This window comes from Pseudomonas sp. KnCO4 (assembly GCF_045344305.1).
Classification (GTDB): domain Bacteria; phylum Pseudomonadota; class Gammaproteobacteria; order Pseudomonadales; family Pseudomonadaceae; genus Aquipseudomonas; species Aquipseudomonas anuradhapurensis.
On record NZ_CP174199.1, the window covers coordinates 4,458,589 to 4,484,730 of the forward strand.

Here is a 26,142-nt window from a genome sequence, read left to right on the forward strand (position 1 = left end):
TTCACCGTTAAAAGGCCGATACAGGCAACAATGCTTGCTCAAGCCAACACGGCCGCCTGCCACTGGTTCTGGTCGACCTGGATCAGGGTCGGCCCGTTGCGCTCCACCGCCAGCATCAGCGCCGCCTGCAGCTGTGCCACATCGGCCACATGTTCCGCCGCGGCCCCCAGTGCCCGCGCCACGCCAAGGAAATCCGGGGTATGGATATCCACCCCGACCGGCTCGATGGCACGGTTGACCATGTACTTCTTGATCTCCTCGTACCCCTGGTTATTCCACAGCAGGACGACCAGCGGAACCTGCGCTTCCACTGCGCTGGCCAACTCTGGCAAGGTGAACTGCAAACCACCGTCGCCGATCAGGCACACCGCAGGCGCACGCTCGCCAAGCTGCTCGGCGCTGCCCAACCAGGCGCCCATGGCCGCCGGCAAGGCATAACCCAAGGTGCCGTAGCCGGTCGAAGCATTGAACCAGCGGCGGGGCTGGTCCATGTCCAAGGTCAGGTTGCCGGTGTAGACCGGTTGGGTCGAATCGCCCACCAGAACGGCATTCGGCAAACATTCGAGGATCGCTTGCAACAGGCGCGTCTGGCTCAAGGTTGGCTGGTCCCAACCGGCCGCCAGCGCCTGGCGCAGGTTGGCCACGCGGGCAGCCCCCCAGGTGCTTTCGCGCACGGGCTGCGGTTGCGCCTGCAAGGCGCCGAGCAACGCCTCGGCCGCCAGTTCGGCATCAGCCACCAGCGCCAGCTCGGGCAGGTAGTTACGCACGGTCTGGTCCGGGTCGATGTCGATGCGCAGCAGGCTGCCCGGGATCGCGAAGCCACCCTTGAAGGTCACGTCGTAATCGGTTTCGGCCAGCTCGGTGCCAATAGCCAATACCACATCAGCCTCGGCCACCAGTGCCCGCGTGGCTGGCAGTGACTGGGTCGAGCCGATCAGCAGCGGATGGCGGGACGGCAGCAAGCCCTTGGCATTGATGGTCAGTGCCACCGGGGCCTGCAAGTGTTCGGCCAGGCGCGCCAGCGCAGCACCCGCAGCCAGCGCGCCGCCCCCGGCGAGGATCAGTGGCCGCCGTGCATTGGCCAGGCGCTCGGCCATCTGTGCCACCGCCTGCGGCGCTGCCCCGGCCCGGCTGCCACGCACTGGACGCCCAGGCAGCAAGTGCTCGGCCGGCTCGATCAGCACATCGAGCGGGATCTCGATATGCACCGGCCGCGGCCGGGCCCCGTCGAACACGGCGAAGGCCCGCGCCAGCACCTGTGGCAGGTCGTCGGCACTCATCAAGGTGTGGGAAAACGCCGCTACCCCCGCCACCAGCGCCGCCTGGTTCGGCAGCTCGTGCAGCTTGCCGCGGCCACCGCCCAGTTGGTTGCGGGACTGCACGCTGGAAATGACCAGCATCGGAATCGAGTCGGCATAGGCCTGGCCCATGGCGGTAGTGATGTTGGTCATGCCCGGGCCGGTGATGATGAAGCACACCCCGGGCTTGCCACGGGTGCGCGCATAGCCGTCAGCCATGAACCCGGCACCCTGTTCATGGCGCGGGGTGATATGGCGGATGGACGACCCCGCCAGGCCGCGGTACAGCTCCACGGTATGTACGCCAGGGATGCCGAAGACATGGTCCACGCCATAGCCTTCAAGGAGTTTGACCAAAACTTCGCCGCAGGTTGCCATTGGGTCCACCGTGAATCTTGTTGGGTTATGGGCGTTATTGGACCCAACCTGCGGCTACTCTCACAATGCAAAAAAACGCATACTAGCCATGTCCTGGGATCATGGCTGAGCACAATGAAACGCCTTCCGCCGCTGCCTGCGCTGCACACCTTTCTGGTCACCGCCCAGCACTGCAATTTCACCCGCGCCGGGCAGCAGTTGCACATTACCCAAGGTGCCGTCAGCCGGCAGATTGCAGCCCTCGAGGAGCACCTGGGTTATGCCCTGTTCCAGCGCCAGGCGCGCGGGCTGAGCCTGACGCGCGAGGGCCAGGACTGGTTGCCACGGGTGCAGCAGGTATTCGCGCTGATCGAACAAGGGGTGCGGGAGGTGGGTGGGCGCAGCGCCACCTTGCAGCTCAAGGCGCCAACCTGCGTGATGCGCTGGCTGCTACCGCGCCTGATGGAATGGCAGGCGCTACGCCCGGATGTACCGGTGGAACTGACCACCACGGTGCAGCATGGGGTGGACTTGCGTCGCGAGGGCTTCGACGCGGCGGTGGTCTATGGCGATGCACCGAACCACGGGCTGCGCGTGCGCAAGCTGTTCGACGAGCAACTGACGCCGGTCTGTGCGCCCTCGCTGCGCCACGGGCCGCTGCCGCTGCAGCAGGTTGAAGACCTGGCCCGGCACATGCTGCTGCACCCGTCGCGGGATGAGCACGACTGGCGGCTGTGGTTGCAGGCGGCCGGGGTGGCGTTGGCCAGTCAGGGGCCGAAACAGCATTTCGAGACCCTGGACATGGCGATGGCCACGGCCGCGCAGGGCACCGGCGTGGCCATTGGCGACTGGTCGCTGATCGGCGATGACTTGCGCGGGGGGCGCCTGTGCATGCCGTTTGCGCTCAAGGTAATGACCGGCAAGGGGTATTACCTGGTGAGCCAGGCCAAGGGCTTGCCACCGGGGTTGGTGGAACTGCTGAATTGGCTGGAACGCCAGGCCGCTCTGTGACGGCCCATGCGCGGGTTTACCCGTGCATGGGGCCGCTCAATAACCGACTGTGAAGCGCTGCCGCGAATGCTGCGGCTTTTCCAGCTCGTCGAGCATGGCTATCGCGTAATCGGCAAAGCTGATCCAACTCCTGCCGTCGGCACCGATCAGCAGGTGGTCCTTGCCCTGCGTGTAATGCCCGCTGCGCTCACCCTCGACGAACTCCGCCGACGGCGACAGGAAGGTCCAGTCGAGGTTCTGCTCCCGTTGCAACACCTGCAGAAAATGCGCCCCGGCCGCCGCCTCGGCCTTGTACGCCTCCGGGAAGTCCGGGCTGTCGATCACCCGGTGCCCCGAGGGCAGCAACAGGCTGCCGGCCCCGCCCACCACCAGCAGGCGCCGGACCCCGGCCCGCTTGACCGGCTCGATGATGGCGTGCGGCTCGATGGTCGCGAAGTGCGCCGCGCTCAATACGGCATCCATCCCGGCTACCGCCGCTTGCAAGGCTGCGCTGTCCTTGACGTCAAGCGCCTTGACGGTCACCCCGTCACGCCCCTGCAAGCGCGAAGGGTCACGGGCGATGGCCAGCACACTGTGGCCACGGCGCAGGGCTTCTTCCAGCAACTGGCTGCCAGCACGGCCAGTGGCACCAATGATCGCGATCTTCATGGGATACTCTCCATCCAGTAAGGAACTACCACTTCATCTCACCCTTGGCGACCTTGGCCCCCAACACCAGCGAACTCTCATCGGCCAGGCCTGGGTAACGTTGCTTCATCGCCTCGATCAACGCCCCGGCATCTTTCGCCTTGGCGGTCTCGGCAGCGAAATCACCAATGTAGTTCGCCGTAAACTGCACGGCCTGCAGCGACCGGCTGCTGTCCCCCAGGTAGTGCCCGGGAATGACCGTGCGCGGCGCCAGCGCTTCGATATGCGCCAGGGTGGCGAGCCAGTCTGCCTGCGATTTGGCCGATGCGGTATCGGCCATCCACACATGGATGTGCTCGGACACCACCACGCCACCGACCACCGCCTTGATCGACGGGATCCATACGAAACTGCGGTCGGGCTGCGGGCCGTCCAGGCCAACCACCTCGAGGGCCTGGCCCTCCAGCATCAGCCGGTCGCCGTCGAGCACCTGCGGCAGCACCAGCCGCGCCGGCTTGTCCGCGCCCATCTGCGGCCCCCAGTAGGCCAGCTTGGCCGCCATGGTCTGGCGGATATGGGCAATCGTGGCGGCCGAAGCCAGTACCTTGGCGTCGGGGAAGGCCTGGGTCAGGGTATCCAGGCCAAAGTAGTAGTCCGGGTCACCATGGCTGATGTAGATGCTGGTCAGGTGCTTGCCGCCAGCCCGCAAACGCTGCACCAGCTGCTCGGCCTGGGCCTTGCCGAACTGGGCATCGACCAGCACGGCGTCATGTTCGCCGCTGATGATCACCGAGCTGACCGGGAAGATCGCTGCATGGCCTGGGTTGTAGACCTCCAGCTGCAAGGGCTCGGCAGCCAGCGCCGGGCCGGCCAGGGTAACGCAGGCCAGTAGCAGGCCACGCAAGGTGGTGGAAAGAGGCATTGGGAACGCTCGTCAGGTGAACAATGCCCAACAGCTTAGTTGCCCGATCCATGCCAAAAAATGCGATCCTCGCACATAGTTTGTTTCTGAAATCGGGCAGATCATGGACCGCCTCAACGCCATGCGTGTTTTCGTCACCGTCGTCGACCTCGGCAGCCAGTCGGCGGCGGCGGATCATCTGCAGCTTTCCCGGCCAGTGGTGTCGCGCTACCTGGCGGAGCTGGAAGACTGGGTTGGCGCGCGGTTGATGCAGCGCACCACGCGCAGGCTCAGCCTCACCGCCGCCGGCCAGGAAACCCTGCCCCGTTGCCGGCAACTGCTGGAACTGGCTGGCGACCTGCAAGCCGCGGTGCAGCAACCGGATGACGCCCCCAGAGGCGCGCTGCGCATCAGCGTAAGCACCTCATTCGGCCAGGCCCAGCTGGTGGATGCGGTCGCGGCCTACGTTCGGCGCTACCCGGGAGTGAAGGTGGAGCTGCAAATGCTCGATCGCACGGTCAACCTGGTGGACGAACGCATCGACCTGGCGATCCGCACCAGCAACGACCTGGACCCCAACCTGATCGCCCGGCGCCTGAGCGTGTGCCGCTCGGCAGTCTGCGCGGCACCAGCCTACCTGCGCGAACACGGTACGCCGCAACGGGTCGAGGACCTGAGCCGGCATAATTGCCTCACTCATGCCTATTTCGGCCACAGCTTGTGGCATTTCGAGGTGGCCGGGCAGCCGGTCGCCGTGCCCGTGGCAGGGAATATCAGCGCCAACGAGGCGATGACCCTGCAAAAGGCGGCGCTGGCCGGCGCCGGCATCGCCATGCTGCCGACCTATCAGGCCGCCGAGGCCTTGCGCCGGGGCGAGCTGGTGCGCCTGCTGCCCGAGGCAAAGCCGCGCGAGCTGAACCTGAATGCGGTGTACACCTCGCGCAAGCACATGCCGGCGACCTTGCGCAGCATGCTGGACTTCCTGGTGCAGCGGTTCAGCGACGAACCGGAATGGGACAGGGACCTGTGACGCCGGTGTAGGAGCGGCCTCGTGTCGCGAAAGGACCGCAAAGCGGTCCCAGGATCTTGTTCAAAACCATAAAAATACCGGGGCTGCCGTACAGCCTTTCGCGCCCCAAGGCCGCCCTCCCTACAGAGGTCGCGCTGTCACTCCTCGACGCTCATGTACTCCTTGGCCCAGCGGATGTAGTCCTCAGGCTGGGTGTAGGTGTGCGACAGCTCGGTGGCGCTGAGGTTTTCCGACTTGTTCTGCTGGCCGCGCTGCAGCCGCAGGCAGTCGTAGGTAGCCTTGATCGCGGCAAAGTAGGCGGCGTGGCCATCGACCACGATGCGTACCCCAAGGCGCGCCAGGCGCTCGTCGTCGCGCAGGTTCGGGTTGCCATAGGTGACCAGCATCAACGGTACCGTCAGGTGCTCGGCAATCTGCTCGAGCTGCTCGAAGTCCTTCACGCCGACCATGCAGATACCGTCGGCACCGGCCTTCTGGTAGCTCTGGGTACGCACGATGATCTCTTCGGTGGGCAGCACGCCAGCGTTGGTCCGGGCAATGATCGACAACGAGGAATCGACCCGTGCCTCCAGTGCCGCACGGATCTTGCCGACGCCCTCTTCGACCGATATCAGGTCGGTGGACTTGCGCCCGAATTGTGCTGGCAGCAGGGTGTCCTCGATGGTCAGTGCGGCCACGCCGGCACGCTCCAGTTCGATGACCGTACGCATGACATTCAGCGCGTTACCGTAGCCGTGGTCGGCATCAGCCAGCACCGGCAGTTGCGCCACCCGGCCGATACGGGTGGCCTGCTCGACGAACTCGCTGAGGGTGATCAGGGCGAAGTCCGGCGCGGCCAGTACCTGCAACGAAGCGACGGAGCCGCCGAGAATGCCGACCTCGAAGCCCAGGTCTGCGGCAATGCGTGCCGACATCGGGTCGAACACCGATGCAGTGTGGTAACAGGCACCTGAAGCGAGCAGCTCGCGGAAGGCAAAACGCAGATCTTGATGGGAAGCCTTGGGCATGATCACTCCGCAAAATGAGTTGAAATTCGAACGGTAACTACCGACCCCTGTAATCGGGTCTACCTGACCTGTTCCAACCGTCGCCATCTGGGCGGTCATGCTCGACATGCAGGCAGAGGAATAAAAGGTGTGGGAGACAAAGGCACCAAACAGCTGCGGCAAAATGTTGCACCAAGCTGGTGCAAGCCGCGGTTTTCAGCCTTTGTGGCATACCAACGATATCACGCAGCCATGCAGCACTGGATGAATGCGCCAATGCCGATCTTGCATAGGGGATGCAGATAGTACATAGGAAGCTACCTAACTCAGGTTACAATCCGAGGGCTTTTTCACGCGTAGAGCCGCGCCCACCCATACGGCGCTGGCCCCGGGCCCAACGATATCCGCGAACAGGCCGCCACACACAGACAAGGTATTCTCGTGACCGCCGCCCTGCCCCCCACCACCCTGCGCAACGTGCTCACCGCCCTGATGCTGGCGATCTTTCTCGGCGCACTGGACCAGAGCATCGTCGCCGTATCGCTGCCTGCGATCTCGGCACAGTTCAACGATGTCGGCCTGCTGGCCTGGGTCATCTCCGGGTATATGGTGGCGATGACCGTGGCCGTGCCGATCTACGGCAAACTGGGCGACCTGTATGGGCGACGACGGATGATCCTTACCGGCATCAGCCTGTTCACCCTGGCCTCGATCGCCTGCGCCCTGGCCCAGGACATGCCGCAACTGGTGCTGGCCCGGGTGCTGCAGGGCATCGGTGCGGGCGGCATGGTTTCGGTGAGCCAGGCGATCATCGGTGACTTCGTACCACCGCGCGAGCGTGGCCGTTACCAGGGCTACTTCAGCAGCATGTACGCGGTGGCGAGCGTCGCCGGGCCGGTGCTGGGTGGCTGGCTGACTGCGTATTTGTCGTGGCGCTGGGTGTTCTGGATCAACCTGCCCCTGGGGCTGCTCGCGCTGTGGGCGATCCGCCGCGCGCTCGGCGGCATGCCGGCGCAACGCCGCGAGGCGCAGGTGGACTATCTCGGCGCGGTCCTATTGATCCTCGGCCTGGGCAGCCTGTTGCTGGGCATCACCTTGGTCGGCCAAGGCCACGCCTGGGCCGACCCGGCCGTACTGGCCCTGTTTGCCTGTGCCGGGCTGGGCCTGCTGCTGTTCATTGCCCACGAGCGCCGCTACCCGGAGCCGCTGCTACCGCTCAGCCTGTTCGGCAACCGCGTGGCAGTGCTGTGCTGGGGCGTCATTTTCTTCGCCAGCTTCCAGTCGATCTCGCTGACCATGCTGATGCCGTTGCGCTTCCAGGGCATCACCGGCGCCGGCGCCGACAGCGCTGCCCTGCATCTGCTACCGCTGGTGATGGGCCTGCCCGTGGGTGCCTTTTCTGGCGGCCGCCTGACCAGCCGGACCGGGCGCTACAAGCCACAGATCCTGGCCGGTGCGCTGCTGATGCCAGTGGCCATTTTGGCCATGGCCCTGACCCCGCCACAGGCGGGCGGGCTCAGCGCGCTGTTCATGCTGCTGACCGGTATTGCCTGCGGGCTGCAGTTTCCGACCTCGCTGGTGGGCACGCAAAGCGCGGTGGCCAGCCAGGACATCGGTGTCGCCACCAGCACCACCAACCTGTTCCGCTCGCTGGGCGGAGCCATGGGCGTGGCATGCATGTCCAGCCTGTTGCTGGCCCTGCTGCAGCAAGGCGGGTTCGAGTCGCTGGGCAATCCCTTGCTGGGCAGCCTCAAGGCCGGTGAGGTGGACCTGGTGACGCAGGCGCGCTTGCTGGAAACGTTCCGCCAGCTGTTGATAGGGAGTGCCGGGGTGGCGGTGCTGGGGCTGTTTGCCGCATTGGCATTGCCAGACCGGCAGTTGCGCGGCCGTTGAAGGCCGCCGCATTAATCCCCTCTTAATACAAACAGGAAACACTCCCTAACAATCCTTAACAAAGTGTCATTTGCGCAGCGCCGGGCTCAAGCGCAGCATATCCAGCCCGGTGTCGACCCATTTTTCGACATCTTGCAACAGGTCGAAACTGTCAGGCAGCAACAGCCAGCGCCCGATCAGGCCATCGGCATAGGCAAACATGGCCACCGCCGCGCGCTCGACATCCAGCTCGCCTGGCAACTGCCCGCGGCGCACGGCATTGGCCAACGCCAGGGTGATGCCCTGGTGGCAATCCAGCACCGCAGCCTGGCGCTGCTGGCGAATTTCACACATGTCATCGGTGAACTCGCACTTGTGATGCAGGATTTCATTGATACGCCGGGTTCGGGCATCGAGCACCAGCTCGTTGAACACTTGCAGCAACAGCTTGCGCATGCAGCCAAGCGGGTCCACTTCGTCCTCGCTTTCGCTCGCTCGCGCCAGGTGGTCATGGGTTTCGTGCACGCTGTCGAGCAAGGCCTGCACCAGCTCGGCCTTGTTATTGAAGTGCCAGTAGATGGCCCCGCGCGTCACACCCGCCTGTTCGGCGATATCGGCCAGGGTGGTTCGCGCAACCCCGCGCTTGTAGAAGGCCCTTTCCGCCGCCTCGATGATCTGCGCGCGGGTTTCCTGGGCTTCTTCTTTGGTTCGACGGACCATGGCAGTACCAACCTCGTCTGGCCCGGACGCTTGGTGCGCACGGGAAAGGCTCCGGAGCACCTCTGCAGGGCGCCTCGCGGATGAGCTAATCAGGAGCTGTGGCAGTACCCAAGTACAACCCAGCGGTATTTACAAACAACCATGAATGTAAGTATATTCCTTAGCAAGCTATTTATCCACCGGATAGCAATTTTTCCAGATCAAGATTCTTCCATTACTCTTGAGCGTCTCCCTGCTCCAGCGACCCGAGGATCCTCATGCAATTCAAGCCAGCCGTTACCGCTCTGGTTTCCGCCGTCGCCCTGGCATCCCTGCTCAGTGGCTGCAAGAAAGAAGAAGCAGCGCCTGTGGCGCAGGCTCCTCTGGTCGGCGTCGTGACCATCCAGCCCCAAGCTTTCACCCTGACCTCGGAACTGCCGGGGCGCACCAGTGCCTACCGCGTCGCCGAAGTGCGCCCGCAGGTCAATGGCATCATTCTCAAGCGCCTGTTCAAGGAAGGCAGCGAAGTCAAGGAAGGCCAGCAGCTGTACCAGATCGACCCTGCCGTGTACGAAGCCAACCTGGCCAATGCCCAGGCCAACCTGCAGGCCACCCGCTCGCTGGCCGAACGCTACAAGCAGCTGATCGACGAACAGGCGGTGTCCAAACAGGAATACGACGATGCCAATGCCAAACGATTGCAGGCCGAGGCTTCGCTGAAGAGCGCGCAGATCGACCTGCGCTACACCAAGGTGCTGGCACCGATCAGTGGCCGTATCGGCCGCTCCGCGGTCACCGAGGGTGCGCTGGTAAGCAATGGCCAGGCCAACGCCATGGCGACCATCCAGCAACTCGACCCGATCTACGTCGACGTCACCCAGTCCACCGCCGAGCTGCTCAAGCTGCGCCGTGACCTGGAAAGCGGCCAGTTGCAAAAGGCCGGTGACAACGCCGCCTCGGTGCAGCTGGTGCTGGAAGACGGCAGCCTGTTCAAGCAGGAAGGCCGCCTGGAATTCTCCGAAGTGGCGGTCGACGAGACCACCGGCTCGGTCACCCTGCGTGCGCTGTTCCCCAACCCTGACCACACCCTGCTGCCTGGCATGTTCGTGCATGCGCGGCTCAAGGCCGGGGTCAATGCCAACGCCATCCTGGCGCCGCAACAGGGCGTGACCCGCGACCTGAAAGGCGCGCCGACCGCGCTGGTGGTCAACCAGCAGAACAAGGTCGAACTGCGCCAGCTCAAGGCCAACCGTACCCTGGGCAGCGACTGGCTGATCGAGGAAGGCCTGAACCCCGGTGACCGCCTGATCACCGAAGGGCTGCAGTACGTACGCCCGGGCGTCGAGGTCAAGGTCAGCGAAGCCACCAACGTCAAGAAACCCGCAGGCCCCGATCAGGCCAACGCGGCGAAAGCAGACGCCAAAGCGGAGTAAACCATGTCGAAGTTCTTTATCGATCGCCCGATCTTCGCCTGGGTGATCGCCTTGGTGATCATGCTGGTCGGCGCCTTGTCGATCCTGAAGCTGCCGATCAACCAGTACCCCAGCATCGCGCCGCCGGCCATCGCCATCGCCGTGACCTACCCGGGCGCCTCGGCGCAAACCGTGCAGGACACCGTGGTACAGGTGATCGAGCAGCAGCTCAACGGTATCGACCACCTACGTTATGTGTCGTCGGAAAGCAACTCCGACGGCAGCATGACCATTACCGCTACCTTCGAGCAGGGCACCAACCCCGACACCGCGCAGGTGCAGGTACAGAACAAGCTCAACCTGGCCACCCCGCTGCTGCCGCAGGAAGTGCAGCAGCAAGGTATCCGCGTCACCAAGGCAGTGAAGAACTTCCTGCTGGTGATCGGCCTGGTGTCCGAAGACGGCAGCATGTCCAAGGACGACCTGGCCAACTACATCGTCTCCAACATGCAGGACCCGATTTCGCGTACTGCGGGTGTGGGTGACTTCCAGGTGTTCGGTGCGCAGTACGCCATGCGTATCTGGCTCGATCCGGCCAAGCTGAACAAGTTCCAGCTGACCCCGGTCGACGTCAAGACCGCAGTGGCCGCGCAGAACGTGCAGGTGTCCTCCGGCCAGCTCGGCGGCCTGCCTGCCATGCCGGGTACCCAGCTGAACGCCACCATCATCGGCAAGACCCGCCTGCAGACTGCCGAGCAGTTCGAGAAGATCCTGCTCAAAGTCAACAGCGACGGCTCGCAGGTGCGCCTGGGTGATGTCGCCCAGGTTGGCCTGGGCGGCGAAAACTACGCGGTCAGCGCCCAGTTCAACGGCAAGCCGGCCTCCGGCCTTGCGGTAAAGCTGGCCACCGGTGCCAACGCCCTGGACACCGCCAAGGCCCTGCGCAAGACCATCGCCGACCTGGAACCGTTCTTCCCGCCGGGGGTGAAAGCGGTATTCCCGTATGACACCACCCCGGTGGTCACCGAGTCGATCAGCGGCGTGATCCACACCCTGATCGAAGCCGTGGTCCTGGTGTTCCTGGTGATGTACCTGTTCCTGCAGAACTTCCGCGCCACCATCATCACCACCATGACCGTCCCGGTGGTATTGCTGGGTACCTTCGGCATCCTTGCCGCAGCAGGCTTCAGCATCAACACGCTGACCATGTTCGCGATGGTGCTGGCCATCGGCTTGCTGGTCGACGATGCCATCGTCGTGGTGGAAAACGTCGAGCGGGTGATGTCCGAGGAAGGCTTGCCGCCCAAGGAAGCGACCAAGCGCTCGATGCAGCAGATCCAAGGTGCCCTGGTGGGTATCGCCCTGGTGCTGTCGGCAGTACTGCTGCCCATGGCGTTCTTCGGCGGTTCCACCGGCGTGATCTACCGGCAGTTCTCGATCACCATCGTCTCGGCCATGGGCCTGTCGGTGCTGGTAGCGCTGATTTTCACCCCGGCCCTGTGCGCCACCATGCTCAAGCCGCTGAAGAAGGGCGAGCACCATGTGGCCAAGCGCGGCTTCTTCGGCTGGTTCAACCGCAATTTCGACCGCAGCGTTACCGGCTACGAGCGCAGCGTGGGTACCATCCTGCGCAACAAGGCGCCGTTCCTGCTGGCCTACGCCCTGATCGTGGTCGGCATGATCTGGCTGTTCGCCCGCATCCCTACCGCGTTCCTGCCGGAAGAAGACCAGGGCGTGCTGTTCGCCCAGGTACAGACCCCGGCTGGCTCCAGTGCCGAACGCACCCAGGTGGTGGTCGACCAGATGCGTGAGTACCTGCTGAAGGACGAAGCCGACACCGTGGCGTCGGTGTTCACCGTCAACGGCTTCAACTTCGCTGGCCGCGGCCAGAGCTCGGGCATGGCATTCATCATGCTCAAGCCGTGGGATGAACGCTCCAAGGAAAACAGCGTGTTCGCCCTGGCCCAACGTGCCCAGCAGCATTTCTTCACCTTCCGCGATGCGATGGTGTTCGCCTTCGCCCCGCCTGCGGTGCTGGAACTGGGTAACGCCACCGGTTTCGACGTGTTCCTGCAGGACCGTGGCGGTGTCGGCCATGCCAAGCTGATGGAAGCACGCAACCAGTTCCTGGCCAAGGCCGCGCAGAGCAAGATCCTCAGCGCCGTGCGCCCGAACGGCCTGAACGACGAGCCGCAGTACCAGCTGACCATTGATGACGAACGTGCCAGCGCCCTGGGCGTGACCATCGCCGACATCAACAACACCCTGTCGATTGCCCTGGGTGCCAGCTACGTCAACGACTTCATCGACCGTGGCCGGGTCAAGAAGGTGTACATCCAGGGCGAACCGAACGCGCGGATGAGCCCGGAAGACCTGCAGAAGTGGTACGTGCGCAATGGCGCCGGCGAAATGGTGCCGTTCTCCTCCTTCGCCAAGGGTGAATGGACCTACGGCTCGCCCAAGCTGTCGCGTTACAACGGCGTCGAAGCGATGGAAATCCTGGGTGCACCGGCACCTGGCTACAGTACCGGTGAAGCCATGGCCGAAGTCGAGCGCATCGCCGGCGAACTGCCTAGCGGTATCGGCTACTCGTGGACCGGCATGTCCTACGAGGAAAAGCTCTCCGGTTCGCAGATGCCGGCGCTGTTCGCCCTTTCGGTTCTGTTCGTGTTCCTGTGCCTGGCAGCCCTGTATGAAAGCTGGTCGATCCCGATCGCCGTGGTGCTGGTCGTGCCGTTGGGCATCATCGGTGCACTGATCGCCACCAGCCTGCGCGGGTTGTCCAACGACGTGTACTTCCTGGTCGGCCTGTTGACCACCATCGGCCTGGCGGCGAAAAACGCCATTCTGATCGTCGAATTCGCCAAGGAATTGCACGAACAAGGCCGCAGCCTGTACGACGCTGCGATCGAGGCATGCCGCATGCGTCTGCGCCCGATCATCATGACCTCGCTGGCGTTCATCCTCGGCGTGGTACCGTTGACCATCGCCAGTGGCGCCGGCGCCGGCAGCCAGCACGCCATCGGCACCGGTGTGATCGGCGGCATGATCAGTGCGACCGTACTGGCTATCTTCTGGGTACCGCTGTTCTTCGTCGCAGTGTCGTCGCTGTTCGGCAGCAAACAGCCGGAACAGGACGCCACCCCTGAAACTCCACGTTATGAGGCTGGGCAATGACCAAGTCTTTGTTGTCCCTGGCGGTAACCGCTTTCATTCTCGGCGGCTGCTCGCTGATCCCTGACTACCAGACCCCGGAATCGCCGGTGGCTGCGCAGTGGCCGCAAGGCCCTGCCTACTCGCCGACCCAGTCGGCGGACGTTGCCGCTGCCGAGCAGGGCTGGCGCCAGTTCTTCCACGACCCGGCGCTGCAGCAGCTGATCCAGACCGCGCTGGTGAACAACCGCGACCTGCGCGTGGCGGCACTGAACATCGACGCCTATCGCGCGCAGTACCGCATCCAGCGGGCCGACCTGTTCCCGGCGGTTTCGGCCAACGGCAGTGGCAGCCGCCAACGGGTGCCGGCGAACATGTCGCAAACCGGTGAAGCCGGCATCAGCAGCCAGTACTCGGCCACCCTCGGCGTAAGTGCCTACGAGCTGGACCTGTTCGGCCGCGTACGCAGCCTGACCGAGCAGGCCCTGGAAACCTACCTGTCCAGCGAGCAGGCGCGGCGCTCCACGCAGATCAGCCTGGTGGCCAGCGTGGCCAATGCCTACTACACCTGGCAGGCCGACCAGGCGCTGTTCAAGCTGACCGAAGAAACGCTGAAGACCTACGAGGAAAGCTACAACCTCACCCGTCGCAGCAATGAAGTCGGCGTCGCCTCGGCACTCGATGTCAGCCAGGCCCGCACTGCCGTGGAAGGCGCCCGGGTCAAGTACTCGCAGTACCAGCGCCTGGTCGCCCAGGACGTCAACAGCCTGACCGTGCTGCTGGGCACCGGCATCCCCGCCGACCTGCCCAAGCCACTGGAGCTCAATGCCGACCAGCTGGCCGAAGTACCGGCCGGCCTGCCGTCGGACATCCTCCAGCGGCGCCCGGACATCCAGGAGGCCGAACACCTGCTCAAGGCCGCCAACGCCAACATCGGCGCCGCCCGTGCAGCGTTCTTCCCGAGCATCAGCCTGACCGCCAATGCCGGCAGCCTGAGCCCGGACATGGGTCACCTGTTCTCGGGTGGCCAAGGCACCTGGCTGTTCCAGCCGCAGATCAACCTGCCGATCTTCAACGCCGGCAGCCTGAAGGCCAGCCTGGACTACTCGAAGATCCAGAAGGACATCAACGTCGCCAAGTACGAGAAAACCATCCAGACGGCCTTCCAGGAAGTCTCCGATGGCCTGGCGGCGCGCAAGACCTTCGAAGAGCAGCTGCAGGCGCAACGCGACCTGGTGCAGGCGAACCAGGATTACTATCGCCTGGCCGAACGCCGCTACCGTATCGGTATCGACAGCAACCTGACCTTCCTCGATGCGCAGCGCAACCTGTTCAGCGCCCAGCAGGCCCTGATCGGCGACCGCCTTTCGCAGCTGACCAGCGAGGTCAACCTGTACAAGGCGCTTGGCGGTGGCTGGTACGAGCAGTCCGGGCAGGCCAATCAGCAAGCCTCGGTGCAAGCACCGCAAGGCTGATTGAGACAGCAACAGCATCAAGCCCACCCTCGCGGTGGGCTTTTTGTTTCTGTTGCCTGTTCAGGCCTCTTCGCGGGCTCGCCCGCTCCCACAGGATTACCACAGCCTGTGAAACGGTGGTGATTCTGGGGGAGCGGGCGGGCCCGCGAAGAGGCCTGCACAGGAAAAACAATTAACCAACCGGAACATTGCGTTCGATTATCGCCCGCTTCCGTTTGCGGCGAATTGCCTCCCCCCCGCCCCACCCCGCACCATCCTCGCCACGCAACGTTGCCCCGGTTCATCCCACAGACCCGCACCTGCAGGCCGCATCCTGCAGCACAGCGGCTCGCCCATAAAAACAAGAGATCGACGACAGATGAGCACTTTGCAACCCGCACGCCAGCTACTGCCAGGCCTGTTGGCCATGTCCTGCGCCTTCCCGCTGTTGGCCGCCGAGGGTGGCTTCATGGAAGACGCCAAGGCCACCCTCAACCTGCGCAACTTCTATATCAACCGCAACTTCGTCGACCCGGCCCACCCGCAGGCCAAGGCCGAGGAATGGACGCAAAGCTTCATCCTCGACGCCCGCTCCGGTTTCACCCAGGGTACCGTCGGTTTCGGCGTGGACGTATTGGGCCTGTACTCGGTCAAGCTCGACGGCGGCAAAGGCACCACCAACACCCACCTGTTGCCAGTGCACGACGATGGCCGCCCTGCCGATGACTTCGGCCGCCTGGGCGTGGCGCTGAAAGCCAGGCTGTCCGAAACCGAGCTGAAGGTCGGCGAATGGATGCCGGTACTGCCGATCCTGCGCTCGGACGACGGCCGCTCGTTGCCACAGACCTTCCGCGGTGGCCAGCTGACCTCGAAGGAAATCGCCGGCCTGACCCTGTACGCCGGCCAGTTCCGCGGCAACAGCCCGCGCAACGACGCCAGCATGGAAGACATGTCGCTGAACGGCAAGGCGGCGTTCACCTCCGACCGCTTCAACTTTGCCGGTGGCGAGTACACCTTCAACGACAAGCGCACCATGATTGGCCTGTGGGATGCGCAGCTCAAGGACATCTACCGCCAGCAGTACCTCAACCTGGTGCACAGCCAGCCGCTGGGCGACTGGACCCTGGGCGCCAACCTGGGCTACTTCACCGGCAAGGAAGACGGTGCCGAACGCGCCGGCGAACTGGACAACCGCACCGCCTCGGCGCTGCTTTCGGCACGCTACCAGGGCCACACATTCTATGTCGGCCTGCAGAAGGTCAGCGGCGACAACGCCTGGATGCGGGTCAACGGCACCAGTGGCGGCACCTTGGCCAACGACAGTTACAACTCCAGCTTCGACAATGCCAAGGAGCGCTCCTGGCAGCTACGCTACGACTTCAACTTCGCCACCGTCGGCGTGCCCGGCCTGACCCTGATGAACCGCTACATCAAGGGTGACAACGTCAGCGCAGGCGCCGTGGACGACGGCAAGGAATGGGCACGGGAGACCGAACTGGCCTATGTGGTGCAATCGGGCAGTTTCAAGGACCTGTCGCTGAAGTGGCGCAACTCCACCATGCGCCGGGACTTCAGCAGCAACGCGTTCGATGAGAACCGGTTGATCGTGAGTTACCCGCTGAACCTGCTTTGAACAGGCTGGATACGGCAGTGCGGGCCACTGCCATTCGCCTGGCTGATGATGGTAGTGGCGGCAGTCTATCCTGAGCTATATCGGTTGCTGCACCGGCCGCTTCGCGGCTAACCCTGCTCCCACGAGGTTGCCAGCGAACCTTGTGACAACAGGCCGGTGCCGGCAATTCACCCCGATCCGGCAAACCAGGGAGGCACAACATGAAGAACCTCGTCGACCACCTGAGCCAATACGCCAGCTACCATCGCGACCCACGCAACATCGCCACCCACTTCGTGGGCATTCCCTTGATCGTACTGGCAGTTACCATCCTGCTGTCACGCCCAGGCTGGGACGTGGCCGGCATGTGGCTCTCCCCGGCACTGCTGGCAGCGGCGGCTTCGGTATGGTTCTACCTGCGCCTGGACCTGCGCTTCGGGCTGGTAATGGGCGTGTTGCTGGGGCTTTGCCTGTGGGTCGGCCAGGTGCTGGCGGTACAGTCCACGGCACTCTGGCTTGGCAGTGGTCTGGCGGCGTTCGTGGTGGGCTGGATCATCCAGTTCGTCGGGCACTACTACGAAGGCCGCAAACCGGCATTTGTCGACGACATCAGCGGCCTGATCATCGGGCCGCTGTTCGTGGTGGCGGAAGCAGCGTTCATGCTGGGCCTGTGCCCGGCCCTGAAGCAGGCCGTCGAGCGAAACGCCGGCCCGGTTGTGGCGCGCCCGTTGTAGGAGCGGCCTTGCGTCGCGATGGGCCGCGAAGCGGCCCCCGGATTTCAGCTTCGCAACCGCATCCCAGTTTCGCAGCCAATACTGCCGGGGCCGCTTCGCGGCCCATCGCGACGCAAGGCCGCTCCTACAGATCCCTGAGCTGCGCCGCAGATGATGAACAGGTACCCAATATCAGGGGCGCAGCTCAACCGCGCCGGAGTCAACTGCGTGATTCCACCCCTAGCTCATCCCACACCGACTCGGCCAGGTGGAAGGTGGCATTGGCCGCCGGAATGCCGCAATAGATCGCGCTCTGCATCAGCACTTCCTTGATTTCATCGCGGGTCACGCCGTTGTTGGCTGCCGCACGCAAGTGCAGCTTCAACTCGTCGTTGCGATTCATGCCGATCAGCATGGCGATGGTGATCAGGCTGCGCGTGTGGCGCGGCAGGCCCGGGCGGGTCCAGATGTCACCCCAGGCGTGGCGGGTGATCATTTCCTGGAACTCGCCGTTGAACTCGTTGAGCTTGTCCAGGCTGCGGTCCACATGGGCATCGCCAAGCACTGCCCGGCGTACCTGCATGCCGGCATCGTAACGTTGTTTCTCGTCCATGCCGATATCCTCAATGAGCCAGCAGGAAGTCGAGCACGCGGCGGCTGAACGGCTCGCCAACCTCGACATTGGACAGGTGCGCAGCCGGGAAGTCGATGTACTCGGCACCGTTGATCGCGGCCTGCATGAAGCGGCCATGTTCCGGCGTGGTCACCACATCTTCGGTACCGGCCACGATCAGCGTCGGTACCTGGATACGGCCCAGTTGCTCGCGGTAGTCGGCATCGCGCACCGCCGCGCAGTTGCTGGCATACCCTTGCGGGCTGGTCTGCGCGAGCATCTGGCAGATGCGCTGGGCCTGGGCTGGTTGGGCCTGGGCAAACCGCGGGGTGAACCAGCGGGCGATGGAGGCGTCGCGCAGGTCGACCATGGCCTGCTGGCCACCCTTGAGCACGGTGTCGATCCGGCTGTTCCACACCTCGTCGTTGGCAATCTTGGCGGCGGTGTTGCACAGCGTCAGGCTGCGCAGGCGCTGGCCGGCATGGATGCCCAGCCACTGGCCGATCAGGCCGCCCATCGACAGGCCGACGAAGTGCGCCTTGGCGATGTCCAGGCCGTCGAGCAGGGCCAATACGTCTCGGCCCAGCTGTGCGATGGTGTAGGGGCCTTGCGTGACCAACGATGCGCCGTGGCCACGGGTGTCATAGCGCAGCACCCGCAGGTGCTGGCTCCACAGCGGGATCTGCGTGTCCCACATGCCCAGGTCGGTGCCCAACGAGTTGGACAGGACCAGCACCGGGGCGTTTTCCGGGCCATCGAGCTGGTAATTCAAAACGCCATCGGCCAGTTGCAAGTGCGCCACAGCGGTCTCCTTCAGGCAGTAAAACGTTGATGTTCAGATACGGCGCGGGCCACCCAGACGCGGGCCTGGCCCAAATAATGGGCAGGGTCGAGCAGGCGATCGAGTTCTTCGCCAGACAGTTCGGCACTGACCTGTGGTTCGTCGCCCAGCACCGCACGCAAGTGACGCCGCTCGGCCACGGCGCGCTGGCAGCATTGCTCCAGCAGGTGGTGGGCGCGGTCGCGGCCTACCCGCTGGGCGAGGACGATGCTCACGGCCTCGGCCAGTACCAGCCCCTGGGTCAGGTCGAGGTTGGCGCGCATGCGTGCGGCATCCACTTGCATGCCCTCGGCAATCACCTGGGCCTGGCGCAATGCACCGGAGACCAGGCAGCAGATATCCGGCAGGGTTTCCCACTCGGCATGCCACAGGCCAAGGCTGCGCTCGTGCTCCTGAGGCATGGCGGCAAACAGCGTCGAGACCAGGCCCGGCACGCGCGTCGCGGCACCGATCAGCACAGCGGCACCCACCGGGTTGCGCTTGTGCGGCATGGTCGAGGAACCGCCCTTGCCTGGCGCGGAAGGCTCGAACAGCTCCCCCGCCTCGGTCTGCATCAGCAGGCTGACATCGCGGCCAAACTTGCCCAGGCTGCCGGCAACCAGGCCCAGCACCGAGGCGAACTCCACCAGGCGGTCGCGCTGGGTATGCCAGGGTTGCTCGGGCAAGGTCAGCTTGAGCTGAGCGGCCAAGGCTTCGGCCACCGGCATTGCCTTGCTGCCGAGGGCTGCCAGGCTACCCGAGGCGCCACCGAACTGCAGCACCAGCAGGCGCGGGCGCAGTTCCTGCAGGCGTTGTCGGTGGCGGGTCAAGGCGCCCAGCACACCCGCCAGTTTCATACCCAGGGTCACCGGGGTGGCGTGCTGCAGCCAGGTGCGCCCCACCAGCGGCGTATCGGCGTGCTGCAAGGCCTGGCGCGACAGGGTATCGGCCAGCCTGGCCAGATCGGCCTCGATCAGCTCGAGGGCTGCGCGCAGCTGCAGGACCAGGCCGGTATCCATCGCATCCTGGCTGGTGGCACCAAGGTGTACGTAGCGCTCGGCCTCGGGCACGCCACTGGCGATCACCTTGCCCAACGCCTTCACCAGCGGGATGGCCGAGTTGCCAGCGCTGGCAATCGCGTCGGCCAGCGCGCGCACGTCATAGCGTTCGGCGTGGCAGGCCGCCTCGATGGCGGCGACGGCGCTGTGCGGGACCAGCCCGGCCGCAGCCTCGGCACGGGCCAGCGCCGCTTCGAAATCGAGCATGCCTTGCAGCCGGCCGCGGTCGGAGAATATCTCGCGCATGGCCGGCGCGGTGAAGTAGGCGTCGAACAGTTGGTTGGTCATGCCACGTCCTTAATCATCGTGGTGCAGGTACGCCGCCTGCCTCGGCAGGCGCAGGCTGAACAGGAAGGCTATCGCCATCATCGCCGTCACGTACCAGTAGAAAGTGTTTTCCATGCCCAGGGACTTCAGGCCCAGGGCCACGTATTCGGCCGAACCGCCGAACGCCGCGTTGGCCACCGCATAGGCCAGGCCCACACCCAACGCGCGCACCTGCGGCGGGAACATCTCGGCCTTCACCAGGCCGCTGATCGAGGTGTAGAAACTGACGATACACAGCGCCAGGGTAATCAGCACGAAGGCCATGAACGGGCTAGTCACGGTTTTCAACGCCATCAGCAGCGGCACCGTGAACAATGTGCCCAGGGCGCCGAACAGCAGCATCGAATTGCGCCGGCCGATACGGTCGGAGAGCATGCCGAAGAACGGCTGCAGCACCATGAACAGGAACAGCGCACCGGTCATCACGTAGCTGGCGTTCTTCGCCGTCATGCCGGCGGTGTTGACCAGGTATTTCTGCATGTAGGTGGTGAAGGTGTAGAAGATCAGCGAGCCACCGGCGGTATAGCCAAGCACGGTGATGAAGGCTGCCGCGTGGTTGCTGAACAGGCCCTTGATGGTGCCGGCCTCCTTGCTCTGACGGACTTCGGCGCTGCTGGTCTCGTGCAGCGAGCGACGCAGCATCAGCGAGATCAGCGCGGCGATGGCACCCACCACGAACGGGATGCGCCAGCCCCAGGCGCGCAGCTCGTCCTCGGTGAGCAACTGCTGCAGGATCACCACCACCAGCACCGCCAGCAACTGGCCGCCGATCAGGGTGACGTACTGGAACGAGGCGAAGAAACCGCGCTGGCCGCGCAGGGCCACTTCGCTCATGTAGGTGGCGGTGGTGCCATATTCGCCGCCTACCGACAGGCCCTGGATCAGGCGCGCCAGCAACAGCAATGCCGGGGCCCAGGTGCCGATGCTGGCATAGGTGGGCAGGCAGGCGATCATCAGCGAGCCGAAGCACATCATCAGCACCGAGATCATCAGCGAATTCTTGCGCCCATGACGGTCAGCGAGGCGGCCGAAGATCCAGCCACCAATGGGGCGCATCAGAAAGCCTGCGGCAAACACGCCCGCCGTGTTCAGCAACTGCACGGTAGGGTCGTCGGAGGGAAAGAAAGCCGGGGCAAAGTAGATGGCGCAGAAGGCGTAGACGTAGAAGTCGAACCATTCCACCAGGTTGCCTGACGAGGCACCAACGATAGCGAAGATGCGTTTGCTGCGTTCTTCGCCGGTGTAATAGGTTGAAGTCATGGTGAGTTCACTCCTGGAGGGTCGCAGGTAATTCTAGACACACCTGGTAACACGCTCGTTCCGCCTTGGCCTTGTGTCTAAGGTTCGGCCTCCTCGCCAACAGGCCCGCCCCCACAGCAGGAGGCGTGGTCCCCTGTGAGGGCGGGCATGTCCGCGAAGAAGCCGGTACAGGTCAAAACCGTTCGATGGCCAACGCCAACCCTTGCCCAACGCCCACACACATGGTCGCCAGGCCTTTGCGCCCACCGCTCTTCTCCAGCTGGTGCAGCGCCGTCAGCACCAGGCGCGCACCGCTCATGCCCAGCGGGTGGCCCAGGGCGATCGCGCCACCGTTGGGGTTCACTTGTGGCGCATCGTCGGCCACGCCCAGTTCACGCAGCACTGCCAGACCCTGGCTGGCAAAGGCTTCGTTAAGCTCGATCACATCGAAATCCTGCACTGCCAGCCCCAGGCGCTCGGTCAGCTTGCGCACCGCGGGCACCGGGCCAATGCCCATCACCCGCGGCGCGACCCCGGCGCTGGCCATGCCCAGGACCCGGGCACGTGGGGTCAGGCCGTGCTTCTGCACCGCTTCGGCCGAGGCCAGGATCAGCGCCGCAGCGCCGTCATTCACGCCCGAAGCGTTGCCGGCGGTGACGGTCTTGTCCGGGCCGTTGACCGGTTTGAGCCGGGCCAGGGCTTCCAGGGTCGTCTCCGGGCGCAGGTGCTCATCATGCTCGACGACGGTTTCGCCTTTCTTGTGGGCGATACGCACCGGCACGATCTCTTCGGCAAAGAACCCGGCGGCCTGGGCAGCGGCAGCCTTGTGCTGGCTGCGCAGGGCGAAGGCGTCCTGGTCGGCGCGCGAGACCTGGTAATCGTCAGCCACGTTGTCGGCGGTTTCCGGCATCGAATCCACACCGTACTGGCTCTTCATCAGCGGGTTGACGAAACGCCAGCCAATGGTGGTGTCTTCAAGCTTCATGTTGCGCGAGTAGCCGCTCTCGGCCTTGCCCATGACGAACGGGGCACGCGACATCGACTCGACACCGCCGGCAATCGCCAGCTCCATTTCACCGCTGGCGATGGCGCGGAAGGCGGTGCCGATGGCATCCATGCCCGACGCGCACAGGCGGTTCAGGGTGACGCCGGGGATGCTCGGCGGCAGGCCGGCCAGCAACAGGGCCATGCGTGCCACGTTGCGGTTGTCTTCACCGGCCTGGTTGGCGCAGCCGAAGAACACTTCGTCGAGCTGTTCCCATTGCACGCTCGGGTTGCGCTCGATCAGCGCCTTCAGCGGCACGGCGGCCAGGTCATCGGCACGCACGCCAGCCAGCGCGCCACCGAAGCGGCCGATAGGGGTACGAATGGCATCACAGATGAATACGTCGCGCATCAGGCTTCTCCTGCCGCCTGGCCATGCGCCGCGGCGGTACGGGCTTCGAGGTCGCGCAGGGCGGACAGCTCGACTTCGGTGGGTTCGGCGGTGGTCTGCACAGCGTCGGCAAAGCGGATCGCCCAGCCAGTGGCAGCGATGATCTGCTCACGGCTCACACCTGGGTGGATGGCGGTGACCACGAATTCGTTGGTGCCGGCTTCCGGCTCCATGATGCACAGGTCGGTGATGATGCCGACCGGGCCGTCGCCTGGCAGGCCCAGACGCTTGCGCGAGTCGCCGCCTTCACCGTGGCCGACCGAGGTGATGAAATCCAGCTTGTCGACGAAGGCACGCGGAGATTGCTTGAGGATGATCAGCACCTGCTTGGCGGAACCGGCGATCTCCGGTGCGCCGCCGGCACCCGGCAGGCGGGTTTTCGGGGTGTGGTAGTCACCGACCACGGTGGTATTGATGTTGCCGAAGCGGTCGACCTGCGCGGCGCCCAAGAAACCGACATCGATGCGGCCGCCTTGCAGCCAGTAGCGGAAGATCTCGCCGGTCGGCACCACGGTATCGGCGGTCTCGGCCAGCTCGCCGTCGCCGATCGACAGCGGCAGCACGCTTGGCTTGGCGCCGATCGGGCCGGACTCGTAGATCAGCACCACGTCAGGCGACGAGGTCAGGCGCGCCAGGTTGGCGGCCTTGGACGGCAGGCCGATGCCAACGAAGCACACTGCACCATTGCGCAGGCGCCGGGCTGCGGCGACGGTCATCATTTCGGAAGTGGAGTAGCTCATTGTGCGGCCTCCGCAGTGCTGGCCAGCCTGGCCTTGAATTCGTTGAAATCGGCAGTGCCGCGGATGTAGGTGTCGATCCAGGCGGTGAACGTTTCGCGGTTGCGCGCGATCGGGTCCCAGGCCTGGTAGAAACGGTTGTCACGTTCGTAGTAGCCGTGAGCGTAGGACGGGTGTGCGCCACCCGGCACCAGGCACACCGCGCTCAAGGCCCAGGTCGGTAGCACGCAGGCGTTCATCGGTGCCTGCAGGTCGTCGACGATTTCCTCGACGGTGACGATGCAACGCTTGGCGGCCAAGGCAGCCTCCTTCTGCACACCGAGAATCCCCCACAGCAGCACGTTGCCCTTGCGGTCCGCCTTCTGCGCGTGGATCACGGTCACGTCCGGGCGCACCGACGGCACCGCAGCCAGCACTTCACCGGTGAACGGGCAGGTCACGCTCTTGATCAGCGGGTTGACTTTCGGCAGGTCGGAACCGGCGTAGGCACGCAGCACCGCGAATGGCAGGCCCGAGGCCCCCGCAACGTAGGCGTTGGCCAGGTCGGCATGGCTATGCTCTTCGATCTCGATAGCGTGCGGCCATTGCTTTTCGACGGCATCCCGCAGGCGGTGCAGCGAGCCGACACCCGGGTTGCCGCCCCAGGAGAAGATCAGCTTGCTGGCGCAACCGGCACCGATCAGCTGGTCGTAGATCAGGTCGGGGGTCATGCGCACCAGGGTCAGGTCGCGCTTGCCCTGGCGGATGATTTCGTGGCCTGCGGCAGTCGGGATCAGGTGGGTGAAACCTTCCAGGGCGACGGTATCGCCATCCTGGATGAACTGCTTCACGGCTTCGTGAAGCGAGAGAATTGCGGCCATTTGGAGACTCCTGGTCAGGATGCTTCGGTAAGCTCAGGTTAAGGAGGCTCGCGGGGGGCTGACAATCCGATAATCGACTATTTGTGCGATTATCGAACCAATTATTGCATCCCTACCTATCTCCTTTCGTTACCAGTAGCGGCCCCATCGCCGGCAAGCCAACTGCCACAGGTACGGCGGTCGGCGCACTCGTGTGGGAGCCGGTTTGCCGGCGACAAGGCCGTCACATCAGGTCGCGTCAGCGTGGCTCACCAACCCTTTCACGACCACACCAATGGTCGCCAGCCCTGCCGGTACCAGCAGTGCCGTCAGCACCTGCTCGAAACTCCAGCCCAGGCCCAGCAGCGTCGCGCCACTCCAGGCCCCGAGAATCGCCCCGAAACGGCCGATGCCCAGCATCCACGAAACCCCCGTGGCCCGGCCCTGCGTCGGGTAGAAGCGCGCCGCCAGCGACGGCATGGCCGACTGCGCCCCGTTCACACACATGCCGGCAACCAGCACCAGGGTAGCCAATAGGGTGATGTTGCCCAGGCTCTGCCCCACGGCGTAGGCGAACACCCCAGCCAGCAGATAGAAAATGCCGATCACCTTGTGCGGGTTGAAGCGGTCCATGGCCCAACCCACACCGACCGCGCTAAGCACGCCACCGAACTGGAACAGCGCGCCGATGAAAGCAGCCTGCTCCATGCTCGCGCCGCTGTCGCGCATCAGCGTCGGCAACCAGCTGGTCAGCAGATAGACGATGACCAGGCCCATGAAGTAGGTCAGCCACAACAGCAGCGTGCCCAGGCCATAGGTGCCGGAGAAGATCACCGCAAACACGTTGCGTGCGGCCACCGCCTTTTGTTCCGGCACGCTGAAGCTGCCCGCCTCGGCCACCACCTGCGGGGCGATCGGCGACAAGGTCTTGCGCACCTTGTCGGTGCCGCGGTTGCGCACCACCAGGAACCGCGCCGACTCCGGCAGCCAGGCCATGAGCACCAGCGCCAGCAGCAACGGCAGCACACCACCGATCACCAGCAGGCTATGCCAACCGTAGGCCGGGATCATCTTGGCGGAAATGAAGCCACCACCGGCCATGCCGAGGTTGAAGCCGCAGAACATGCTGGTTACCAGCAGCGACTTGAGACGCTCGGGCGTGTATTCGGAAAGCAGCGTGGTGGCGTTGGGCATGCCTGCGCCAAGGCCCAGGCCGGTGAGGAAACGCAGCACCAGCAACTGGTCGACATTGGTGGCGTAGGCCGATGCCAGGCTGAAGCCGCCAAACACCAGCACCGCCCCGACCAGTACGCCCTTGCGGCCAAACCGATCGGCCAGCGGGCCGGAGCCCAGGGCGCCGAACACCATGCCGATCAATGCGGCACTCATGACCGGGCCGAGGCTGGCCCGGTCGATCCCCCATTCCTGCGACAGGGCCGGGGCGATGAAGCCCATGGCCGCGGTGTCCAGGCCATCGAGGAAGACGATCAGGAAGCACAGCAGCACCACCCGCCATTGATAGCGGGACAGCGGCTGCTGGTTGATGAACGACTGGACGTCGAGGCTTTTGCCGACGTTGGATTGCACTTGGTTCATTATTGTTATCCAGAATGAGGGCACAGCCACGCCACTGCACACGGTAAACCGGCACAGAAGGCAATCAATGCGAGAAAGCGGCTTGCGTCAGCCTGGATACAACGGGACTGCGCGCGGGTGCGGCCGCGCCAGCGAAGGGACAGTATTCATTGCTAAGTGCCTCTTGTATTTTTCTTGTTCGGTCAGCACGGCCGACCGCTGCGAGAGACATTAATCAGCGGGCGGAGGTGAAGCAATTCGCCGCGAACGACACTGTGCGTTTATCGCACAGGAAAGGGTTTTGCCTGTTCTAAATTTGAAAGCGGCCGTTTTGCGTCGCAATCGCGCGGCTCCCACAGGTTGTCGCGCGATAC

Annotated in this window: 21 protein-coding genes; 8 read left to right on the forward strand and 13 right to left on the reverse strand. The window is 64.5% G+C overall.

Features of this window, described 5'->3' with window-relative positions; translation table 11 throughout:
• Positions 1-38: 38 nt before the first annotated feature.
• Positions 39-1,676, reverse strand: coding sequence for a 5-guanidino-2-oxopentanoate decarboxylase (locus ACJA3S_RS20670; protein WP_406819827.1), 1,638 nt, complete (start codon positions 1,674-1,676; stop codon positions 39-41).
• Between the two features lie 114 nt (positions 1,677-1,790).
• On the opposite strand from ACJA3S_RS20670, the gene ACJA3S_RS20675 reads away from it, so the two are divergent.
• The gene (locus tag ACJA3S_RS20675) at positions 1,791-2,666 is read left to right on the forward strand and encodes a LysR substrate-binding domain-containing protein (protein WP_406819828.1); all 876 of its coding nucleotides are present in this window, start codon (positions 1,791-1,793) and stop codon (positions 2,664-2,666) included.
• Positions 2,667-2,702: 36 nt separating this feature from the next.
• Here the strand turns inward: ACJA3S_RS20675 and ACJA3S_RS20680 are convergent, their stop codons facing one another.
• Entirely contained in the window at positions 2,703-3,314 is a 612-nt protein-coding gene (locus tag ACJA3S_RS20680; RefSeq protein WP_406819829.1) for an NAD(P)-dependent oxidoreductase, read from the reverse strand.
• A 25-nt stretch (positions 3,315-3,339) separates the two neighbouring features.
• Positions 3,340-4,215 carry an MBL fold metallo-hydrolase gene (locus tag ACJA3S_RS20685; RefSeq protein ID WP_406819830.1) on the reverse strand — a complete coding sequence of 292 codons (876 nt, stop codon included), beginning with the start codon at positions 4,213-4,215 and terminating at the stop codon, positions 3,340-3,342.
• A 103-nt stretch (positions 4,216-4,318) separates the two neighbouring features.
• Here ACJA3S_RS20685 and ACJA3S_RS20690 point away from each other — a divergent pair, with 103 nt between their 5' ends.
• On the forward strand, positions 4,319-5,224 hold the full coding sequence (locus ACJA3S_RS20690) for a LysR family transcriptional regulator (protein ID WP_170032199.1): 906 nt from the start codon (positions 4,319-4,321) through the stop codon (positions 5,222-5,224).
• 137 nt (positions 5,225-5,361) lie between these two features.
• On the opposite strand, the gene ACJA3S_RS20695 is transcribed toward ACJA3S_RS20690, so the two are convergent.
• Positions 5,362-6,231 carry an oxaloacetate decarboxylase gene (locus ACJA3S_RS20695; RefSeq protein ID WP_406819831.1) on the reverse strand — a complete coding sequence of 290 codons (870 nt, stop codon included), beginning with the start codon at positions 6,229-6,231 and terminating at the stop codon, positions 5,362-5,364.
• A gap of 420 nt (positions 6,232-6,651) precedes the next feature.
• Here ACJA3S_RS20695 and ACJA3S_RS20700 point away from each other — a divergent pair, with 420 nt between their 5' ends.
• Positions 6,652-8,103 carry an MDR family MFS transporter gene (locus ACJA3S_RS20700; protein ID WP_406819832.1) on the forward strand — a complete coding sequence of 484 codons (1,452 nt, stop codon included), beginning with the start codon at positions 6,652-6,654 and terminating at the stop codon, positions 8,101-8,103.
• 66 nt (positions 8,104-8,169) lie between these two features.
• On the opposite strand, the gene ttgR is transcribed toward ACJA3S_RS20700, so the two are convergent.
• Positions 8,170-8,802: an efflux transport transcriptional regulator TtgR gene (gene ttgR / locus ACJA3S_RS20705; protein ID WP_170032208.1), complete on the reverse strand. Its 633-nt coding sequence runs from the start codon at positions 8,800-8,802 to the stop codon at positions 8,170-8,172.
• Between the two features lie 257 nt (positions 8,803-9,059).
• On the opposite strand from ttgR, the gene ttgA reads away from it, so the two are divergent.
• The 5 genes from ttgA to ACJA3S_RS20730 all read left to right on the forward strand — a co-directional run bounded on the left by ttgA (position 9,060) and on the right by ACJA3S_RS20730 (position 17,146).
• Complete coding sequence (gene ttgA, locus ACJA3S_RS20710) at positions 9,060-10,214, forward strand: toluene efflux RND transporter periplasmic adaptor subunit TtgA (protein ID WP_406819833.1); 1,155 nt, start codon at positions 9,060-9,062, stop codon at positions 10,212-10,214.
• Between the two features lie 3 nt (positions 10,215-10,217).
• Entirely contained in the window at positions 10,218-13,370 is a 3,153-nt protein-coding gene (gene ttgB, locus ACJA3S_RS20715) for a multidrug efflux RND transporter permease subunit TtgB (protein WP_406819834.1), read from the forward strand.
• A complete protein-coding gene (locus ACJA3S_RS20720) occupies positions 13,367-14,821 on the forward strand; it encodes an AdeC/AdeK/OprM family multidrug efflux complex outer membrane factor (RefSeq protein WP_406819835.1) in 1,455 nt (484 codons plus the stop codon). The genes ttgB and ACJA3S_RS20720 overlap by 4 nt, the downstream gene beginning before the upstream one ends.
• Positions 14,822-15,227: 406 nt before the next feature.
• On the forward strand, positions 15,228-16,433 hold the full coding sequence (locus ACJA3S_RS20725; RefSeq protein ID WP_406822284.1) for an OprD family porin: 1,206 nt from the start codon (positions 15,228-15,230) through the stop codon (positions 16,431-16,433).
• A 200-nt stretch (positions 16,434-16,633) separates the two neighbouring features.
• On the forward strand, positions 16,634-17,146 hold the full coding sequence (locus tag ACJA3S_RS20730) for a DUF962 domain-containing protein (protein ID WP_406819836.1): 513 nt from the start codon (positions 16,634-16,636) through the stop codon (positions 17,144-17,146).
• Between the two features lie 199 nt (positions 17,147-17,345).
• Here the strand turns inward: ACJA3S_RS20730 and pcaC are convergent, their stop codons facing one another.
• The 8 genes from pcaC to ACJA3S_RS20770 form a co-directional block, all read right to left on the reverse strand.
• Entirely contained in the window at positions 17,346-17,738 is a 393-nt protein-coding gene (pcaC, locus tag ACJA3S_RS20735) for a 4-carboxymuconolactone decarboxylase (protein ID WP_406819837.1), read from the reverse strand.
• Between the two features lie 10 nt (positions 17,739-17,748).
• On the reverse strand, positions 17,749-18,540 hold the full coding sequence (gene pcaD / locus ACJA3S_RS20740; protein ID WP_406819838.1) for a 3-oxoadipate enol-lactonase: 792 nt from the start codon (positions 18,538-18,540) through the stop codon (positions 17,749-17,751).
• Positions 18,541-18,551: 11 nt separating this feature from the next.
• Positions 18,552-19,904, reverse strand: coding sequence for a 3-carboxy-cis,cis-muconate cycloisomerase (locus ACJA3S_RS20745; RefSeq protein ID WP_406819839.1), 1,353 nt, complete (start codon positions 19,902-19,904; stop codon positions 18,552-18,554).
• A 9-nt stretch (positions 19,905-19,913) separates the two neighbouring features.
• On the reverse strand, positions 19,914-21,203 hold the full coding sequence (locus tag ACJA3S_RS20750) for an MFS family transporter (RefSeq protein ID WP_406819840.1): 1,290 nt from the start codon (positions 21,201-21,203) through the stop codon (positions 19,914-19,916).
• Between the two features lie 172 nt (positions 21,204-21,375).
• The gene (pcaF, locus tag ACJA3S_RS20755) at positions 21,376-22,581 is read right to left on the reverse strand and encodes a 3-oxoadipyl-CoA thiolase (RefSeq protein ID WP_406822285.1); all 1,206 of its coding nucleotides are present in this window, start codon (positions 22,579-22,581) and stop codon (positions 21,376-21,378) included.
• Positions 22,578-23,357 carry a CoA-transferase subunit beta gene (locus ACJA3S_RS20760; protein ID WP_406819841.1) on the reverse strand — a complete coding sequence of 260 codons (780 nt, stop codon included), beginning with the start codon at positions 23,355-23,357 and terminating at the stop codon, positions 22,578-22,580. Before ACJA3S_RS20760 ends, pcaF begins: the two co-directional genes overlap by 4 nt.
• Positions 23,354-24,214, reverse strand: a complete 861-nt coding sequence (locus ACJA3S_RS20765) for a CoA transferase subunit A (RefSeq protein WP_296234066.1) — start codon at positions 24,212-24,214, stop codon at positions 23,354-23,356. Before ACJA3S_RS20765 ends, ACJA3S_RS20760 begins: the two co-directional genes overlap by 4 nt.
• A gap of 228 nt (positions 24,215-24,442) precedes the next feature.
• Complete coding sequence (locus ACJA3S_RS20770; protein ID WP_406819842.1) at positions 24,443-25,789, reverse strand: MFS transporter; 1,347 nt, start codon at positions 25,787-25,789, stop codon at positions 24,443-24,445.
• Positions 25,790-26,142 lie beyond the last annotated feature (353 nt).

What these genes read in the sequence shown, in the direction of transcription:
- ACJA3S_RS20670 (WP_406819827.1), bottom strand. Translation starts at nt 1,676, where the DNA reads ATGGCAACCTGCGGCGAAGTTTTGGTCAAACTCCTTGAAGGCTATGGC.
- ACJA3S_RS20675 (WP_406819828.1), top strand. Translation starts at nt 1,791, where the DNA reads ATGAAACGCCTTCCGCCGCTGCCTGCGCTGCACACCTTTCTGGTCACC.
- ACJA3S_RS20680 (WP_406819829.1), bottom strand. Translation starts at nt 3,314, where the DNA reads ATGAAGATCGCGATCATTGGTGCCACTGGCCGTGCTGGCAGCCAGTTG.
- ACJA3S_RS20685 (WP_406819830.1), bottom strand. Translation starts at nt 4,215, where the DNA reads ATGCCTCTTTCCACCACCTTGCGTGGCCTGCTACTGGCCTGCGTTACC.
- ACJA3S_RS20690 (WP_170032199.1), top strand. Translation starts at nt 4,319, where the DNA reads ATGGACCGCCTCAACGCCATGCGTGTTTTCGTCACCGTCGTCGACCTC.
- ACJA3S_RS20695 (WP_406819831.1), bottom strand. Translation starts at nt 6,231, where the DNA reads ATGCCCAAGGCTTCCCATCAAGATCTGCGTTTTGCCTTCCGCGAGCTG.
- ttgR (WP_170032208.1), bottom strand. Translation starts at nt 8,802, where the DNA reads ATGGTCCGTCGAACCAAAGAAGAAGCCCAGGAAACCCGCGCGCAGATC.
- ttgA (WP_406819833.1), top strand. Translation starts at nt 9,060, where the DNA reads ATGCAATTCAAGCCAGCCGTTACCGCTCTGGTTTCCGCCGTCGCCCTG.
- ttgB (WP_406819834.1), top strand. Translation starts at nt 10,218, where the DNA reads ATGTCGAAGTTCTTTATCGATCGCCCGATCTTCGCCTGGGTGATCGCC.
- ACJA3S_RS20720 (WP_406819835.1), top strand. Translation starts at nt 13,367, where the DNA reads ATGACCAAGTCTTTGTTGTCCCTGGCGGTAACCGCTTTCATTCTCGGC.
- ACJA3S_RS20725 (WP_406822284.1), top strand. Translation starts at nt 15,228, where the DNA reads ATGTCCTGCGCCTTCCCGCTGTTGGCCGCCGAGGGTGGCTTCATGGAA.
- ACJA3S_RS20730 (WP_406819836.1), top strand. Translation starts at nt 16,634, where the DNA reads ATGAAGAACCTCGTCGACCACCTGAGCCAATACGCCAGCTACCATCGC.
- pcaC (WP_406819837.1), bottom strand. Translation starts at nt 17,738, where the DNA reads ATGGACGAGAAACAACGTTACGATGCCGGCATGCAGGTACGCCGGGCA.
- ACJA3S_RS20745 (WP_406819839.1), bottom strand. Translation starts at nt 19,904, where the DNA reads ATGACCAACCAACTGTTCGACGCCTACTTCACCGCGCCGGCCATGCGC.
- ACJA3S_RS20750 (WP_406819840.1), bottom strand. Translation starts at nt 21,203, where the DNA reads ATGACTTCAACCTATTACACCGGCGAAGAACGCAGCAAACGCATCTTC.
- ACJA3S_RS20760 (WP_406819841.1), bottom strand. Translation starts at nt 23,357, where the DNA reads ATGAGCTACTCCACTTCCGAAATGATGACCGTCGCCGCAGCCCGGCGC.
- ACJA3S_RS20765 (WP_296234066.1), bottom strand. Translation starts at nt 24,214, where the DNA reads ATGGCCGCAATTCTCTCGCTTCACGAAGCCGTGAAGCAGTTCATCCAG.
- ACJA3S_RS20770 (WP_406819842.1), bottom strand. Translation starts at nt 25,789, where the DNA reads ATGAACCAAGTGCAATCCAACGTCGGCAAAAGCCTCGACGTCCAGTCG.